General features: G+C 64.7%; 14 protein-coding genes, 1 tRNA gene and 1 pseudogene. 10 read left to right on the top strand and 6 right to left on the bottom strand.

What is annotated here, in order from left to right; genetic code table 11:
* Nucleotides 1-48: 48 nt before the first annotated feature.
* Complete coding sequence (locus AC51GR_RS19430) at nucleotides 49-765, top strand: GntR family transcriptional regulator (RefSeq protein ID WP_496326294.1); 717 nt, start codon at nucleotides 49-51, stop codon at nucleotides 763-765.
* Here the strand turns inward: AC51GR_RS19430 and AC51GR_RS19435 are convergent.
* Nucleotides 762-1,817, bottom strand: coding sequence for a beta-ketoacyl-ACP synthase 3 (locus tag AC51GR_RS19435; protein ID WP_496326295.1), 1,056 nt, complete (start codon nucleotides 1,815-1,817; stop codon nucleotides 762-764). The two genes, AC51GR_RS19430 and AC51GR_RS19435, sit on opposite strands and share 4 nt — an antisense overlap.
* A gap of 246 nt (nucleotides 1,818-2,063) precedes the next feature.
* On the opposite strand from AC51GR_RS19435, the gene AC51GR_RS19440 reads away from it, so the two are divergent.
* From AC51GR_RS19440 to AC51GR_RS19450, 3 genes are all read left to right on the top strand, one after another.
* Complete coding sequence (locus AC51GR_RS19440; RefSeq protein ID WP_496326296.1) at nucleotides 2,064-3,086, top strand: alpha/beta hydrolase; 1,023 nt, start codon at nucleotides 2,064-2,066, stop codon at nucleotides 3,084-3,086.
* Nucleotides 3,087-3,235: 149 nt separating this feature from the next.
* A complete protein-coding gene (locus tag AC51GR_RS19445; RefSeq protein ID WP_496326524.1) occupies nucleotides 3,236-4,666 on the top strand; it encodes a guanine deaminase in 1,431 nt (476 codons plus the stop codon).
* A gap of 8 nt (nucleotides 4,667-4,674) precedes the next feature.
* Complete coding sequence (locus AC51GR_RS19450; protein ID WP_496326297.1) at nucleotides 4,675-5,643, top strand: antibiotic biosynthesis monooxygenase; 969 nt, start codon at nucleotides 4,675-4,677, stop codon at nucleotides 5,641-5,643.
* 329 nt (nucleotides 5,644-5,972) lie between these two features.
* Here the strand turns inward: AC51GR_RS19450 and AC51GR_RS19455 are convergent.
* Nucleotides 5,973-6,260: pseudogene (locus tag AC51GR_RS19455) on the bottom strand (hypothetical protein); the annotation flags it as partial.
* 96 nt (nucleotides 6,261-6,356) lie between these two features.
* Here AC51GR_RS19455 and AC51GR_RS19460 point away from each other — a divergent pair.
* Together AC51GR_RS19460 and AC51GR_RS19465 are read left to right on the top strand one after the other, a co-directional pair.
* Entirely contained in the window at nucleotides 6,357-7,271 is a 915-nt protein-coding gene (locus AC51GR_RS19460) for an alpha/beta hydrolase (protein ID WP_496326298.1), read from the top strand.
* 157 nt (nucleotides 7,272-7,428) lie between these two features.
* Complete coding sequence (locus tag AC51GR_RS19465) at nucleotides 7,429-7,875, top strand: Hsp20/alpha crystallin family protein (RefSeq protein ID WP_496326299.1); 447 nt, start codon at nucleotides 7,429-7,431, stop codon at nucleotides 7,873-7,875.
* A 94-nt stretch (nucleotides 7,876-7,969) separates the two neighbouring features.
* On the opposite strand, the gene AC51GR_RS19470 is transcribed toward AC51GR_RS19465, so the two are convergent.
* Both AC51GR_RS19470 and AC51GR_RS19475 read right to left on the bottom strand, forming a co-directional pair.
* On the bottom strand, nucleotides 7,970-8,962 hold the full coding sequence (locus AC51GR_RS19470) for a magnesium transporter CorA family protein (protein ID WP_496326300.1): 993 nt from the start codon (nucleotides 8,960-8,962) through the stop codon (nucleotides 7,970-7,972).
* A gap of 27 nt (nucleotides 8,963-8,989) precedes the next feature.
* Nucleotides 8,990-10,078 carry a D-alanine--D-alanine ligase family protein gene (locus AC51GR_RS19475; RefSeq protein WP_496326301.1) on the bottom strand — a complete coding sequence of 363 codons (1,089 nt, stop codon included), beginning with the start codon at nucleotides 10,076-10,078 and terminating at the stop codon, nucleotides 8,990-8,992.
* Between the two features lie 79 nt (nucleotides 10,079-10,157).
* Here AC51GR_RS19475 and AC51GR_RS19480 point away from each other — a divergent pair, with 79 nt between their 5' ends.
* Nucleotides 10,158-11,483, top strand: a complete 1,326-nt coding sequence (locus tag AC51GR_RS19480; protein WP_496326302.1) for a UDP-N-acetylmuramoyl-tripeptide--D-alanyl-D-alanine ligase — start codon at nucleotides 10,158-10,160, stop codon at nucleotides 11,481-11,483.
* 233 nt (nucleotides 11,484-11,716) lie between these two features.
* Nucleotides 11,717-12,970, top strand: coding sequence for a hypothetical protein (locus tag AC51GR_RS19485; protein ID WP_496326303.1), 1,254 nt, complete (start codon nucleotides 11,717-11,719; stop codon nucleotides 12,968-12,970).
* An 8-nt stretch (nucleotides 12,971-12,978) separates the two neighbouring features.
* On the opposite strand, the gene AC51GR_RS19490 is transcribed toward AC51GR_RS19485, so the two are convergent.
* The gene (locus AC51GR_RS19490) at nucleotides 12,979-13,431 is read right to left on the bottom strand and encodes an acyl-CoA thioesterase (protein ID WP_496326304.1); all 453 of its coding nucleotides are present in this window, start codon (nucleotides 13,429-13,431) and stop codon (nucleotides 12,979-12,981) included.
* A 141-nt stretch (nucleotides 13,432-13,572) separates the two neighbouring features.
* Here AC51GR_RS19490 and AC51GR_RS19495 point away from each other — a divergent pair, with 141 nt between their 5' ends.
* On the top strand, nucleotides 13,573-14,556 hold the full coding sequence (locus AC51GR_RS19495; protein WP_496326305.1) for an alpha/beta hydrolase: 984 nt from the start codon (nucleotides 13,573-13,575) through the stop codon (nucleotides 14,554-14,556).
* 99 nt (nucleotides 14,557-14,655) lie between these two features.
* On the opposite strand, the gene hisC is transcribed toward AC51GR_RS19495, so the two are convergent.
* Nucleotides 14,656-15,720: a histidinol-phosphate transaminase gene (hisC, locus tag AC51GR_RS19500; RefSeq protein ID WP_496326306.1), complete on the bottom strand. Its 1,065-nt coding sequence runs from the start codon at nucleotides 15,718-15,720 to the stop codon at nucleotides 14,656-14,658.
* Nucleotides 15,721-15,824: 104 nt separating this feature from the next.
* Here hisC and AC51GR_RS19505 point away from each other — a divergent pair.
* A tRNA-Ser gene (locus tag AC51GR_RS19505) sits at nucleotides 15,825-15,916 on the top strand.
* The last annotated feature ends 40 nt before the right edge of the window (nucleotides 15,917-15,956 follow it).

Raw genomic sequence — 15,956 nt, forward strand, 5'->3', positions numbered from 1 at the left:
TGCCTGAGACACTGCGGGGTGACCGCTGTTACATATAGGATCTGCGGCATGCCATCCAAGTCGTCTGCCGATGCGGCACCGGTCGCCGACCTGATCAGAGCGGACGTGGAGGAAGAGATTCTGGCCGGCCGTCTGGCACCGGGAAGCAAGATCAACGCGGACGAACTCGCTCGTGTTCGCGGGGTCAGTCACATCCCGGTCCGGGAGGCGCTGCGCGCGTTGGAGGCCGATGGATGGGTCGTCCGGCGCCACCACCGGGGCATGTTCGTCCGCGAGCGGGACCGGGACGAGATGGCCGACCTCTTCGAGGCGCGGTTGATCGTCGAACACCAGGCGACCCGGTTGGCGGCGCAACGCCGCACGTCGGACCAGCTGATCGAGCTCGACGAGATCGTGGCCCGGCAGGCCGCCGCCGAAGATCCGGCCATCCTGGCCGCGATCAACGCGGAGTTCCATATCGCCATGGCATCCTGCGCACACAACGCGGTGCTGTCGTCGATGGTCACCGACCTCAACAAGCGTGTGCGTTTCTTCTATCTGCCTGCTGCCGAGGACCGGCGGGGCGACTCGTTGTCGGAGCACCGCGCCATCCTTGCTGCGATTCGGGATCGCAGACCCGACGACGCCGCCGAACTGTTGGCCGAGCACATCCGCGACACCCGCGACGACGCCTCCCGGCGGCTCGGTACACCGGCACCGGAGTTGGTGGCCTCCGATGGGCAGACGCCGAGATCGACGTCGGCCCAAGCCGCCATCTCCGGCTAGAAGCTGGCCTCGACGGGTGCCGGGGGCAGGGTGACGACCTGGCCCGCGTAACTCAGTCCGGCGCCGAAGCCGAGGAGCAGTGCCGTCTGGCCGCCCTTCGCCTTACCGGTCACCAGCATCTCCTCGATGGCCAACGGAATCGAAGCCGCCGAGGTGTTTCCGGTGGTCTCGATGTCGTTGGCGACCGGAACATCCTCGGGCAGGCCGAGATTGGTCTTCATCAGCGTGTTGATGCGGGCATTGGCCTGATGAGGGATGAAGACCTCGATGTCTTCCTTTGCCACCCCGGACTGTTCGAGTACTTTGCCCAGCGCCTTCGGTAGGGTGATTGCGGCCCAGCGGAATACGCGACTGCCCTGCATCTCGACAACCATCCGGCCGACCGGATCGGTCTCGGGGTCCTTCGACTGGAACTCTTCGGCACGGTCCATGTATTCGGGGATGTCGTAATTCTGCGAGATGGCGTCGCTGTTCTCGCCGTCACTACCCCAGACAGTGGGGGAGATGCCGTTTTCGGCACTCGGCCCGACGACGACCGCTCCGGCGCCGTCGCCGAAGATGAAGGCGGTGTTGCGGTCGGTGGGTTCCATCACCACCGACATCGTCTCGACACCGATGACCAGTACGTGTTCGGCCGAGCCGGAGCGGATCATGTCGGTCGCCAGGCCGAGGCCATAGCCGAAACCGCCGCAGCCGGAGGCGACATCGAACGCCGGGATCCCGTTGATCCCGAGATCGAGCGCCACGACGGGACCACCGTGGGGAATCTTCGTCTTCCAACTCCCGGTCGCCAGGATCAGTGCGCCGATGTCCTTGCGGTCGATGCCGCTGTTCTTGATCGCACGATCGGCGGCGGCGACAGCCATGGACCGTGCGGTCTCGTCCCCGCTGATCCATCGGCGGCTGCGGATTCCGCTGCGCTCGAAGATCCACTCGTCCGTCGAGTCCAGGGTTTCGCACACTTCGTCGTTGGTGACGACCCGTTTCGGACGGTACGCGCCGATCCCCAGAATCGAGACGTTGCGATGGCCTGTTGTTGCTGCGATGTTCATGCTTGCTCCGAGCCCCTTCGATCGGTTCGCCGAGTTCATCGATTTCCGCAGAGGTTACGCGTTCGGAAGGCCTGTGCGGGGGAGGTGCTGCGCCTTCATCGCCTGTCGAAGTAAACGTGATCGGTTGCGCGCCAACTTTCATCGCGGGCCGAGTGCGGTGCAGCCGTACGCACCGTCGGCTACATTCGGCAAAGGGGTGGTGTCCGGTGCGAGTGCGTCGGGCCTTTCGGAAGGCTGATTTTCTCGATGCGCATCACCTCAACGCTCGGGGCTCTTGCCCTGACCTCACTCGTCGCTCTCACCACTGCCGTATCAGGTACGGGCACCGCCTCGGCGGAGATCGACCAGGCCGGTTCACCGGCCTACATCACCAGCATCGAGAACCTCACGGACCAGCACCTCGTGATCAACGTCTACTCGCCGTCGATGAACTCCGTCGAAGCGCTCGATGTGCTCGTCCCCGCCGACCGCAGTGCGCCGAGCCCGACCCTGTACGCACTCAACGGCGCCGGGCAGGGCGTGGTGGAGAAGTCCGGTTGGTTCGAGGCCACCGACATCGTCGACTTCTTCGCCGACAAGGACGTCAACGTGGTGTCCCCGCGGGGTGGCACCTTCAGCTACTACACCGACTGGATCAAAGACGATCCGAACCTCGGCCACAACAAGTGGGAGACGTTCCTGACGAAGGAACTCCCACCGCTGATCGATGCCGAACTCGGCACCACCGGCGTCAACTCCATCATGGGCATGTCGATGAGCGGTTCGTCCTCGTTGTTCCTGGCCGCGCTCAGCGGCGATCTCTATCAGGGCGTCGCCTCGTTCAGCGGGTGCGCCCGGACCACCGATGTCGTCGGCCGCGAGTACATGAAGCTGGTCGTCGAACGCCGAGGCAAGGGCGATCTGACGAACATGTGGGGCGAGCCGGAGAACCCGCTGTGGGCCGAGCACGACATGTACATCAACGCAGACAAGCTCCGCGGCAAGACGATCTACCTGTCGAGCCGAAACGGGCTGCCCGGCAAGTATGACAACGAGGACAACGTGCGGCTCAACGGCAAGCTGGACACCCTCGGGGACCAGCTCATCCTCGGCGGGGGCATCGAGGCGGCCACCGGCCTGTGCACCCGGCAGGTCGCCGGCCGGCTCGATGAACTCGGAATCCCCGCGGTGACCGATCTCGACCAGCCCGGCAGCCATTCCTGGGGCTACTGGGAAGAGGACCTGCGCAAGTCCTGGCCCACGCTCGCGTTCTCGATGGGCCTTATCTGACGCATCTTCGGATTCCACGCCAGCTCGCAGCCATCGCGTATCTGCGGTTCGTACCGAGTTGTTGTGGCGCGTTGCGTCTTTTGAAGCCTGACCGAAAAAGACTTCGAGGAGAATTTGATGACATGCGTTTCCGTTACCACCGCGCGCGAATGGCGCGCGGGTGCTTTAGTGATTCGGTGAAGCACCTCTATCGCGGACAGATATTCCATATCGCTGGTTCGCCGAAAGTGACCACAGCGCATGACGCACTCGTCTTCATCGAAGACGGCGCTCTTGTGGTCGACGAAAATGGCACCATTTCCTGGTGTGGCGAATTCTCGGCTCTTCCAGATGAACACGAGCATTCGGTGGTCGTCGATCATCGGCCCGGATTCATTATCCCGGGATTCGTCGACACCCATATCCATTTCCCCCAGACATTCGCCGGTGATGCGTACGGCGGTGGGCAATTGCTGGAATGGCTCGAGCGGTGCATCTTTCCCACCGAATCAAGACTCGATGATCCCGAGTTCGGGAGGCTGGCCGCGGCCGAGTTCACCCGCCGGCGGGTCCGGGCCGGGACCACCGCTGCGATGGTGTTCGGATCGGCGTTCCCGCATGCACAGGACGCGTTGTTCGAAGAGACCCAGCGGCGAGGGCTGCGCATCGTCAGCGGCCGCGGAATCCAAACCCGCGGGCCCGATTCCGCGGGTCCTCTGCTGACCAGCGAAGAGAAGGCCATCGAACTGACCGCCGCGGAGGTCGACAAATGGCACGGCGCCGACACCGGAGATGTGGCCACCGCGTTGCTGCACGTGGCACTGGTGCCCCGATTCTCGTTGTCGGTGACACCGACAACGCTGGCCGCACTCGGCGAGTTGTACACCGATCTGCGATCAAAGGGCGTGTACGTCCACACGCACCTGAACGAGAACAATCGTCCGGGTACCGGCGAGGTCGATGCGACCAAGGCGGTTTACCAGGTCGACAGTTACCTCGACACGTATGACGGAAAGTTCTTGCCGGGCTCCAAGGTCGGGGGTGACTCGCTCCTCGGACCGCGCACGATCATGGCGCATTCGGTGCATTGCCAGGACGTCGAACTGTCCAGGATGGCCGAGACCGGGACCTCCATCTCCCATTGCCCGGTCTCGCAGCTGTTCCTGGGGTCGGGCACGATGCCGTGGCTGCGAACCGTCGCCTCCGGGGTGAACATCTCGCTCGGCACCGACCACGGCGGTGGCGACGAGTGGTTGATCTCGCGCGTTGCCAACGACGCGTTCAAGGTTCACATAACCGAGCCCGGCGATGCCGGGGTCTCGATGCATCCGGCGGAAATGTTGTTCGTCTCAACACTTGCCGGTGCCCGCGCGCTCGACATGGAAGACCGGTTCGGCAACTTCGACACCGGCAAGGAAGCCGATTTCATCGTGATCGATCCGGAGCGGTGGCCGGCTCTGTACAACGCGGTCACCCACGGAGTACGGGCCGACGATGCCGAAATGGCCCGGGATCAGCTGCTTTTCGCGCTCCTCATGCAATTGCGTGAACCCGCCATTGCCTCGGTGTACGTCAGAGGCCGCAAGATCGACGAGGACTGATTCGTTCGATGACTGAACAATCGAGTGTTGCAACAGTGTTCGTCGCCTTTCATCCGATTCCCGACGACGCGTCCGGCGATGTTTTCGCGGAATGGTCAGGACAGGTGCGGGTGATCGCCGAGGACGCGGCGGGATATCGGCACATGGCGGTCGCCGGGGATCGGCAGCCCGCGGTGTCGCTGACCTTCGCCGATGAGACGTTGATGCAGGCGTGGCTCGATTCGCCGTCCTGGGCGGATTTGGTGAAGACCGGGGCGAGCCGGGGTATCCGCCGCGAGTTCAGCGACCTGGTCACCGTCGACGGAGAACAACCCCCCGCGGGGGTGGGCGTCTTCGTCCACCGGGTCGAACCGGAACATGTGGCGGGATTTGGTGCGGCACAACGTCGATTGATGGATCTCAGTGCCGCAGCGCCGGGCTTCGAGTACTCGATCCTGATGGGCCCACGTGTCACCGACGACGGTATCGAAGAGTGGACCGCCGTGGTCAAGTTCCGTACCGATGAGCTGCTGGCCGGGTGGCGTGATGCCCCGGAACGGGCGCAGGCACTCGGGGAGCTACGGTCGAATCTCGAGCAGGACTTCTCGTCGTCGTTCGAGGCGAACTCATTCGGCTCGATCGTCCGGGTCGAAGACGGGCGTCCGGCGGCAACACCCGAATGGAAAGTCGGGATGATGGTGCTGCTGGTGCTCTACCCGACGGTCATGGTGCTCTCGCGTTTTGTGGGGCCCTACTTCGACCAATGGGGCGCCGCGCCCTGGTTGTCGATGTGGCTCAGCCAGATTCTGTCGGTGTCACTGCTGACGTATCTCTTGATGCCCATGGCCACGGCCGCATTCTCGTTCTGGCTGGATCCCTTCCGAGGATCGTCCCTCAAGATGTCGGTCATCGGTGTCGTCGTGGTGGTCTCGCTCTACGCCGTCACCCTCACGTTGTTCGCCACTGTCCGCTGGCTGCAATTCTGGGACTACGCCTGAGAAGCGACGAACGCGGCGGACTTGGGTAGTGCCTGGCCGGGCCTCCCCGCCCGACCAGGCACTGGTCTGGAGGTTCTAGCGGAAGACGGTCTTGACGTTCTGGTACGCGGGCAGTGCGCCGAGGCCATCCGGCGAATCGTCGTGGACGGCTTCGGCGGTGCGGGTCATGATCGAACTCCCTGTGTTACGGATCAGCAATCGAAGCTCAGTCTGCCATGGCGACAGCTGGAGAATGCCGGTTTACATAAATCTGATCCACAATGTCTTGATCAGGGGCTATCCACGTGTCAATCGCTATCGATATCGATGTCCAAAATCACCTCGGGACCGTCCTCGTCGATCACGGCATCGACGATGTCTTCGGACAGCGCCTCGTCGGGCGCGATTGCCACCGGGATCTCGGGTGCATCCTCGATCTCGACATCGGGCACCTCCTCGGCCAACTTCTGGTCCAGCGATTCACCTTCGGCTTCCTCGCTGTGCGTGGTTCCGAACTTGTCGGCCTCCTGCCAGTCGTCCGGCGGGTCGACGACGCCGTCGTCTTCGAGGTTGCGCTCGTCGGGGTCCAGGCTTTCGCTGGGATTCAGGGTGTCTCCGGGGCCGTCTTCGATACTCATGTCCGTAATGTGCCCGCCGACGCCCGTCGCAAAACATCCCGTCCCGTGAAATACCGTCTCACCTGCGGGTTTGTTGCGGCGCAGTACATTGGGCCGATGGCAGTCGATGATGCGACCTCAGCCTTGCTGGCCCGGTTGGCCGAGGCCGGTGAACCGCGGATCCATCAACTGCCGGTGACCCGGGCCCGTGAGGCCTTCGCGGCACTTTCCGATCTCTTGCCTCCGGGTCCGGAGTTGCTCACCGTCTCCGAGGACACCGTGGTCGCCGACGACGGGTACCGGATCCCGGTTCGTGTTTACACCGCTACCGAGCACCCGCGCGGGGTCATCGCATATTTCCACGGTGGGGGATGGGTACTCGGGTCCGCCGCGGAATACGACCCCACCATCAGGCGACTGGCCGCGATCACCAATTGCGTTGTGGTGTCGGCGGATTACCGGTTGGCGCCGGAATATCCATATCCCACTGCCGCGCGTGACGCGTGGGATGTGACAAATTGGACGGCGGCGAGTTGGCCCAGCCTGTCGCTGATCGTCGCCGGTGACAGCGCCGGCGGCAACCTGGCCACCGTTGTCGGACAACGCGCCGCCCGGGAATCCGGTCCGCATATTGCGCTGCAGGTCCTGATCTACCCCATCACCGATCACGATCTGGACCGGGTCAGCTATATCGATCCGGCGAATCAACTGCTGCTGGACAGGGATTCGATGATCTGGTTCTGGAATCACTACGCCCCCGACCCCGAGGTCCGGGACAATCCGGACGCGTCGCCACTGCGGGGTGTGCCGGCCGGATCACCCCCGGCGCTGGTGCTGATACCCGAATACGACGTCCTGAGAGACGAGGGTCAGGCTTATGCCGTGGCGCTCGGGGATGCGGGAGTACCCGTGCAGCTCAACATCTTCGATGGTCAGATGCACGGATTCGTGCAGTTTCCGGGGATCCTGCCCTCAGCCGACAAGGCGTTGGGGCTGATCGCCGAACGGGTCACCGCGGTGGTCGGTGGCTGAGCTCCACCTCAATGGGACTGTGCGGCAGTGGCTCCCGCGAGAAATTGGTTCGCGGAAACACTTGGCACTCTTGCCCCTGGAGTGCTAAAAATATCGGGCACAGTGATTGGTCGCCCGCCAGGGTGGCGGGCCATGAGCGACTAGGAGGTGGGTTGCTGTGCTTCGTTTTGATCCTTTCGGTGACGTTGATGCATTCGCCCGTGGATTGCTGGGTGCGCAGGCGCAGGGGACCGGATCTTCCCGAACTCCCCGGTTCATGCCGATGGACCTCTGCAAACTCGACGAGCACTATCTGCTGACGGCGGACCTGCCCGGCGTGGATCCGGGTTCGGTCGATGTGAACGTCGACAACGGCGTCCTGACCATCTCGGCGCAGCGCAGTGCCCGCTCCGATGACGGGGTGCAATGGCTGACCAATGAACGGTTCTTCGGAACGTATCGTCGCCAACTGTCTCTGGGTGAGGGAATCGATACCGCCGGGATCAATGCGCATTATGACAATGGTGTTCTCTCCGTGACCATCCCGATTGCCGAGAAGGCCAAGCCGCGTCGCATCGAAATCGAACACACCGACAGAGTTCACTCCATCGAGCCCGGCGGCTGAAGTCCAGATAGTCGCTCGCCCCCGATGATGTGGCCTTATGGCGGTGCCCACCAGGGCTTTTGGTCGCCAAAAGGACACATCATCGGGGTTTGGGCTAGAGCCAGTCTTTGCGACGGAAGAGCATGTAGAGAAAGGTCACGGAGGTGACGATGATCGCCACGCTGATCGCAAGACCAAACGAGTTGCCGAACCCCGGGAACTTGACGTTTTGACCGAAGAACCCGGTCACCGCCGTGGGCACCGCGATGATCGCGGCCCACGAGGTCAGTTTTTTCATCACCGAGTTGAGCCGGGCATCCTGCAGTGACAGATTCGTCTCGAACAGCGTTGTCACCATGTCGCGCAACGACTCTGTCCACTCGGTGGCGCGCAGGACGTGGTCGTAGAGGTCGGTGAAACTGGCGTCGAGAGCGGGATTGGCCCTGTTCTCGAGCCGGTTTCGCTGGATCAGGTTGACCACTTCTCGCATCGGGAGCACGACACGACGGAGTTTGACGAGGTTCTTACGCACCCGGTAGGTGCGCCGCTGGAGGTCCTGGCTGTTCTTGTTCTCTTCGAAGAGCAATGATTCGAGATCCTCGATGCTGTCGTCGAGCATCTGGACCGCGTCGAAGTGACTGTCGACGACGACGTCGAGCAGTCCGTGGACCAGCGCCCCGATGCCGAGCCGTTCGTCGTCCATCGCATCCCAGCGCTGCGTCACCACATCCATGTCGAAGTCGTCGGACAACCGCACCGTGATCAGCACGTTGTCCTTGATGAACATGGAGATCCGATGGACGTGCAAGGCGCCGTTGGTGGACAGCGAAGGATCGTCGTGGATGTCCACGGCGTAGACGGTCATGAACTTGTGGTGCGGGTAGCTGACCGCCTTGACGCGCTCGGCGTCGGCGAGTGCGTCTTCCACCGCCCAGGAGTTGAGGTCGAGTTCGTCGGCCAGCGTGCGGAGCGCTTCGTGGCTGGGATTCACCAGATCGGCCCAGGCCAGCGTGGTGTCGTCGGCCAGGCAATCTGACAGTGACTCGATGTCGAAGCCGTCTTGGAGTTTGCCGTTCCGCCAGATCCGGCCGCGCACGTTGTCGATCACAACTTCGATGGTGCCACCTGCGACACCTCAGTGGTCGATGGAGAACCCTGACCGGACCTGGTGTCGTTCGCGGGCGAGGACGACCAGACGGTCGATCAGGTCGCTGTAGCCGAGGCCGGAGGCCTCCCAGAGCTTCGGGTACATCGACGCCGGGGTGAACCCGGGAATCGTGTTGATCTCGTTGAGAAGCCAGCCGCGACCGTTCTCCTCATAGAAGAAGTCGACGCGGGCCATGCCGGCGCATCGCAGCGCCAGGAATGCGCGTTCGGCCAGCCGCCGGACCTCGGCGATCTGGTGCTCGGGGAGCTGGGCCGGGATGACCAGACCGGCTGCGCCGTTGACGTACTTGTCCTCGTAGTCGTAAAACTCCGCGCCGGGAAGGATTTCGCCGGGTACCGACGATTTCGGCTCCCGGTTACCCAGAACCGCCACCTCGATCTCGCGGGCGGTTACCGCCTCCTCGATCACCACGACTTCGTCGTAGCGCAATGCCAGCTCGATCGCGGTGGCGAGCTCGGCGCGGTCGGAGGCCTTTGAAATACCCACGGACGAGCCGAGATTGGCGGGTTTCACAAATACGGGCAGACCCAGGGTGTCGATGGCGCGCTCGATCAGGTTCTCGATCTCACCGGTCCCGGCACGGAACTCGACCCAGTTGCACTGCGGGATCTGGGACTGCGCGGTCACGACCTTGGCCATCGCCTTGTCCATGCATACCGCCGAACCCAGAACCCCGGCGCCGACGTAGGGGACACCGGCCAACTCGAGCATGCCCTGGACGGTGCCGTCTTCACCGTGTGGACCGTGCAGCAGCGGCAAGACCACGACCGTCTCGTTGCCGGCGCGCTGCAGAGCCGAGAGCGGATCGATCTCTGTGCCCTCGGGCTCGAGTACGCCCGGCAGATCCAGCGCGGCATCGGCCAGTGTCGCGATCGCCTTGTCGTTGCGGATCCACTTTCCGTCGCGGGTGATGCCCACCGGGATCAGCTCATACTTGGACCGATCGGCCGCCGCGAGGACGTGCGCCGCAGTGATGCAGGACACGTCATGTTCCGCGGACGCACCACCGAACAGCACAACAAGGCGGATGCGGTCGGATGATGCGGGATTGGCCATGCGGCCACGATAGGCCAGCAGCGAACCGGACATCGCCGGTGGTTGGTGGTCGCCCCCACCTGCCCGGTAGCGTCGATGCGTGCGATTCAAGGCGAGCGACGTGGCAGCGGCAACCGGTGGAAAGCTCTTCGGTCCCGATGTGGAGATCGACGGAGCGAGTATCGATTCTCGCGGCATCAGACCCGGCCGGCTGTTCGTGCCGATCGTCGCCGAGCGAGACGGACACGACTTCATCCCCGGCGCGCTGGCCGCCGGCGCGAAGGCGTACCTGACCGCCCGGGCGGGTGACCAGGGCGATGCGGACACCGCAGCCATCAAGGTCACGGACACGGCGTTGGCCCTGGCCGACCTGGGCCGCGCTGCGCGGGCCCGGCTGAGCGGACCGGTGGTCGGGGTGACCGGTTCGGTGGGCAAGACGTCGACCAAGGATCTGCTCGCGGCGGTTCTGGCGACCACATACGTCACCGCGGCCAACGAGCGCTCGTTCAACAACGAGCTCGGACTGCCGCTGACGTTGCTCGGTGCCCCCGACGACACCGAAGCCGTCGTCGTGGAGATGGGTGCCCGTGGCATAGGTCATATCGAGTTGCTGTGTGACATCGCTCGCCCGACGGTCGGCATCGTGACCCGCGTCGAAGGCGTGCACCTCGAGTTGTTCGGGGATCTCGATTCGGTGGCCCGCGCCAAGGGCGAGTTGATCGAGGCGCTGCCCGCCGACGGGCTGGCCGTGCTGAACGCCGACCATCCGGTGGTCGCGGCGATGGCGCAGCGCAGCGCAGCCCCGGTGATCACGTTCGGCCTCACCCCGAGCGCCGATGTGTACGCCGAGCACATCGTGATGGACCCGGAACTGCGGGCCAGTTTCACGTTGCACACACCCTGGGGGACTGCGGAGGTCGATCTGGCGGCCCGTGGAGAACACCAGGTCGCCAACGCGCTGGCCGCAGCAGCCGCCGCCGGTGGCATCGGCGTGGGCATCGGGCAGATCGCCGCCGGGCTGGGTGGCGCGGCCATCTCCGGCCTCCGGATGGAACTGAGCCGCACCGATGCCGGGGTACGCATCCTCAACGACGCCTACAACGCCAACCCGACATCGATGTCGGCCGCCCTTGATTCGTTTGCCGCGCTCGAGGCGGGGCGCCGCGTCGCGGTGCTCGGGGTGATGGCGGAACTCGGTGGCTCGGCCGCGGCCGAACACCTGGCCATCACCGAGCGTGCGCGCGCGCTGGGCATCGAGGTGATCGCGGTGGCCGCCCCCGATTACGGCCCGGACGCCACGCACGTCGATGATGTCGACGCGGCCGTGGCGGCGCTCGGCGATCTGGAATCCGGAGATGCGGTCCTGGTCAAGGGGAGTCGCGTCGCGGCCCTGGAACGGGTGGCCGACGCCCTGTCGGGCAGCTGACCCTGGTGGGGCCGTTGGCGATCGGCCCGCGGACACTGGGTGGGACCCGGCGCTGTCACAGTCGGCGGTGGTCTGGTTCGGCGGTCGGCGTGTTCATCATCACGTCGGTCCTGTCGATGCCGGTCGCCTGGGCGCTTCATCCGGTGACCGCACCGCTCTGGCGTCGGAAAACGGCCCCGCTCGGGCGCGTCCGGTAATACTGGTTGAAAGCCCGTAACCCCCCGGAGGCCCCGATGGTCGACAGTTCTGCCTTTGCCACCTCAGGCGGTGCCGCAGACATCCGCCGGTGGTGTGAGACCTCTCGGATGCCGGGCAGGCAGCCTGATCTGTCCGATCCGGCGGCCATCCTGATCGCGTCCGGGTTCCTGTCCGAGCAGGCGAGGGCGGTGCTCGTGCGTCGCAGTACCGCCGGCCTGGCGGTCCCGGCGATCGGTGGATTCGGTGAGCTGCGCCGACTGCAGCGTGAACTCGGCCAACTCGAGGATCAGCTGCGCAACCCCCGTATGCCGAAGGTCGCGGCGCTCGTGGTGCGGTCACGGGCGGTGGCGCTCTCGCGGCGACGCGATGCGGCCCGCAATCTGGTGACGGCATCGAAGCCCGTTTTCGCCGGTACCGTCCGGGGCATCCGCCGCGAACGCCGGGAGGGTCTTCACCTCGACATGAGTGACCGTGAGCGGTTGTTCAACGGACTGCTCTTCACGCCCTGCCCCAACGCTCTGGACGTGAATTATCTGCGTCGCGCCACCGCGATGGCTGCCAGCACCGCGGCAGGTGTCATCGGACAGCTGACCGACAACCGGTCGAAGGCGGGGCAGTGGGTCGCCGGAAAGGCGGCCACGTTCGACGACGGCGAGCCTGACGAATCCTCTTCTGCCAGCTCGCGATTCGTCGACGGTTACGAGACGTTGCTGTACATCGCTGGTAACGCGTATGACCGGATCACGCGGTCACCGGTCTGGCACAGTGACCACTTCGAGGTTCAGCGCGGCCAGATCAATCTGCACGCGGAGCTTGCCGAGATCGCAACCGACGTCATCAACCTCCGGACCGTCCGCATCGAGCTCGATCGCGTTCGGGCCGTGGCCGATTCGGATGATCGGCTGCGTGAACAACTGCGCTCCCGCGAGGCCGAGTTGCGGCCGGTCTGGTCACAGCTGATCGATCGGGTGGCAGCCCTCTGGGATGTGGCCGATGCGGTCGCCGCCGCGGCGGCCGAGTTGAAGGTCCTCGATCAGGTGAACTACGCCGGGACCATCGACCAGCGCATCGACCACCTCATCGCGAGGTCGGGTGAACGCGAGCTGTCGGCCGAGAACACGCGGCGATTGGGCGAACAGCTCGGCGCCGGACGGGCACATCTGCGTGACTACCGGAACATCTTGCAAGGCAACGTGACCCCATTTTTCGACGAGAACTCTTCGGCTGCGGTCCCGCCCGTCCCGGCGCCGCCGCGGGTGACCGGCCCACGCAAGCAGATCGAGAACTGAACGCGCCTTCAGCCGCGGGTCCACTGCCTCAGGTAATCCTTCTCGAGATCCGTGAGCCGGCGAAGGCGCTGTTTTTCGACATCGACGACCGCCATCTGGGTACTTGCCACGCATGCCGGTTTGCTGGTGGCGTCGGCGGTTGCCGAGCGGACCTCGTATCCGATGGTGAAGTCCACAGATCGAAACCCTTTGATCCACATACTGATCCGCAACGGGCTGTCCTCGTGTCGGAGCTGCGCCTGATACCGGATCTCGACGGTGACGATCATCGCACTCTTGATGAGCGGCGCGTATTGCTCACCGGCGCTCATCAGCCACGCCACTCGAGCCTCCTCCATCAGGGTGACCATCCGGGCGTGGTTGATGTGGCCGAACGCGTCCATGTCCGACCATCGAACGGGGACGTCGGCGACGTGAGCGAAGGAGTCTGCGGCGTTTGCGGTATTCGTCGGATTTTCCATATCCCACATGATCCCTGCTGGATTTCCGAACTGGAACCGTCGCCCGGAACAGGACTCTTCGGGTCGCGCAGGGTCCTTCCCAGCTTTCTGTACCCTCGGTAGCCTCCGGGCCGGGATAGACAACAGGGGAGTGGTCAATTCATGCAGTGCGTCGGACGTGTGATGTCGGCCATCGGCGGACTGGTGACGGTTGCCGCACTGGCAGCCTCGGGTACGGCAGCGGTATCTGCGGCCCCGGTCACCGCCGAGATCGAGAACGTGACCCAGGTCGGTCCACAGCGGCAAGATCTGACGATCGCCTCGCCGGCCATGGGTGGCGACGTCAAGGTCAGTGTGCTGACGCCCGCCGACCTGAGCAGCCCGCGGGGCACGTTGTATCTGCTCGACGGCGCCGGCGCCACGGATCGCGTCAGTGACTGGCTGACCAAGGGTGGTGCCGAGGAGTTCTTCGCCAACAAGGACGTCACCGTCGTCCTGCCGTCGGGTGAGGGCGCGTTCTACACGAACTGGGAACGCCGGGACCCCGTATTCGGACAGCCCCAGTGGGAGACGTTCCTGACGAAGGAACTGCCACCGCTCATCGACGCGACGTTCAATGGCAACGGCAACAACGCCATCGCCGGACTGTCCATGGGCGGGCAGGCCGCCTATGCCCTCGCAGCGCGCAAGCCCGACCTGTACACGGGCGCCGGATCGCTCAGTGGCTGCCCGCCGGTGACCGGCGTGGTCAACGAGGGCTATGTGCGCACCACGCTGGCCAAGGACGGTGCCGACGCGACCAACATGTGGGGACCGTTCGGCTCCCGGGGATGGGCTGATCACGATCCTTCCCACCGGCTCGACGCATTGCGCGGCAAGAACCTCTTCATCTCCGCGGGCTCGGGGCTCCCGGGTCCGCTGGATCAGACCACGCAGCTCGAAGATGGTCAGACGCGGGAACAGATGATCGCCGCCGGAGTGACCCTGGAGGCCGGTGCCTACCGTTGCTCGGTCGAGTTCGCCCTGCTGATGCGTACCCGCGGGGTGAAGGCAACCTCGAAGTTCCGGGCCATCGGCACCCATGCCTGGCCGTACTGGACCCAGGACCTCAAGGCGATGTGGCCGGTTCTGGCCCCCGGACTCTGACCAGCGGTCGTTACCGGTGCTCCTGAGTTGGACGCTGCGGGGCCGGTGGTTGCCTGTGCATCCCGGAAGTCCCCTCGGGGACTGCCGCGTCGTCTGGGGCTAGCTGCGAGCCGCGCGGTTGCGGGCGAAGTCGAGGAACGTGTTGTTCTCGTCTTCCTCGGTGACGGTCACCCGCACGCCGTCGCCGTCGAACGGCCGGATGATCACGCCGGCCTCCGCCGCATCCCGGGCAAAGGGCACCGCGTCCGGACCGAGATCAACCCAGACGAAGTTGGCCTGACTCTGCGGGACGCGGTAGCCGGCGGCCCGCAGTTCGCCGGTGACACGGCCGCGTTCCAGAGCGATCGAATCGGTGCGCGCGAGTAGTTCGTCCTTGGCGTGCAGGCTGGCGATCGCAGCCGCCTGGGCGAGCGAGTTGACGCTGAACGGCAGGTGGACCTTGAGCAGGGCGTTGGTGACCGAGGGGTCGGCGATCGCGTAGCCGACCCGCAGGCCCGCCAATCCGTATGCCTTCGAGAAGGTACGCAGCACAACCAGATTCGGGTATCGACGGGTCAGCTCGACGGCGTCGTAGCGCTGGGCTTCATCGGGTCGCATGTATTCGAAATAGGCCTCGTCGAGGGCCACCAGGACGTCGGAGGGGACGCGGTCCAGGAAGTCGATCAGGTTGTCGGTGTCGACCACGGTGCCGGTCGGGTTGTTCGGGTTGCAGATGAAGATCAACCGGGTGCGGTCGGTGATCGCCGCCGCCATCGCCGGCAGGTCGTGCACCAGATCGTCGTTGAGCGGAACCTGGACCGGGGTGGCCCCGGCCACCCTGGTCGCCAGCGGGTAGGTCTCGAACGACCGCCAGGCGAACAGCACTTCGTCACCGGGGCGGGTGGCAATGGTGATCAGGTTCTGGCAGAGCGTCACCGATCCGCACGCGGTCTGGACGTTCTCGGGTGCGACGCCGAGATGCTTGGCCAGTTCGTCCGTCAGCGCGACCGCACCGTTGTCGGGATAGCGGTTGACGCGGGAGGCCGCGTCGGCGATTGCCGCCGCCACACTGGGCAGTGGACCGAAGGTGGTCTCGTTGCTCGCCAGCTTCAGGGCGCCGGGGATGTTCTTGCCCGGGACGTAGGCGGGCACATCGGCTAGGTCGGGACGGATACGCGGGGTCACCCGATCCAATCTAGGCCACGAGAAAAATGCGCCTAGCAGTCGGTTTGGTGTCTGCGGCGAGGCGTGTGTAATCTTCTCCTCGGCAGTTCGAAAGGACTCCACCAGGAGGCGTGCCAGAGCGGCCGAATGGGACTCACTGCTAATGAGTTGTCTCGCTAAAACGAGACCGGAGGTTCAAATCCTCTCGCCTCCGCCAGTACGACCGAATGGATGCACGACCAGTTCGACCAGCTAGA

This window comes from Williamsia sp. z71 (assembly GCF_059553375.1).

Coding starts and splice junctions, on each gene's coding strand:
- AC51GR_RS19450 (WP_496326297.1), top strand. CDS start 4,675: ATGACTGAACAATCGAGTGTTGCAACAGTGTTCGTCGCCTTTCATCCG.
- AC51GR_RS19430 (WP_496326294.1), top strand. CDS start 49: ATGCCATCCAAGTCGTCTGCCGATGCGGCACCGGTCGCCGACCTGATC.
- AC51GR_RS19490 (WP_496326304.1), bottom strand. CDS start 13,431: ATGGAAAATCCGACGAATACCGCAAACGCCGCAGACTCCTTCGCTCAC.
- AC51GR_RS19475 (WP_496326301.1), bottom strand. CDS start 10,078: ATGGCCAATCCCGCATCATCCGACCGCATCCGCCTTGTTGTGCTGTTC.
- AC51GR_RS19485 (WP_496326303.1), top strand. CDS start 11,717: ATGGTCGACAGTTCTGCCTTTGCCACCTCAGGCGGTGCCGCAGACATC.
- AC51GR_RS19495 (WP_496326305.1), top strand. CDS start 13,573: ATGCAGTGCGTCGGACGTGTGATGTCGGCCATCGGCGGACTGGTGACG.
- AC51GR_RS19445 (WP_496326524.1), top strand. CDS start 3,236: ATGGCGCGCGGGTGCTTTAGTGATTCGGTGAAGCACCTCTATCGCGGA.
- AC51GR_RS19435 (WP_496326295.1), bottom strand. CDS start 1,817: ATGAACATCGCAGCAACAACAGGCCATCGCAACGTCTCGATTCTGGGG.
- AC51GR_RS19440 (WP_496326296.1), top strand. CDS start 2,064: ATGCGCATCACCTCAACGCTCGGGGCTCTTGCCCTGACCTCACTCGTC.
- AC51GR_RS19460 (WP_496326298.1), top strand. CDS start 6,357: ATGGCAGTCGATGATGCGACCTCAGCCTTGCTGGCCCGGTTGGCCGAG.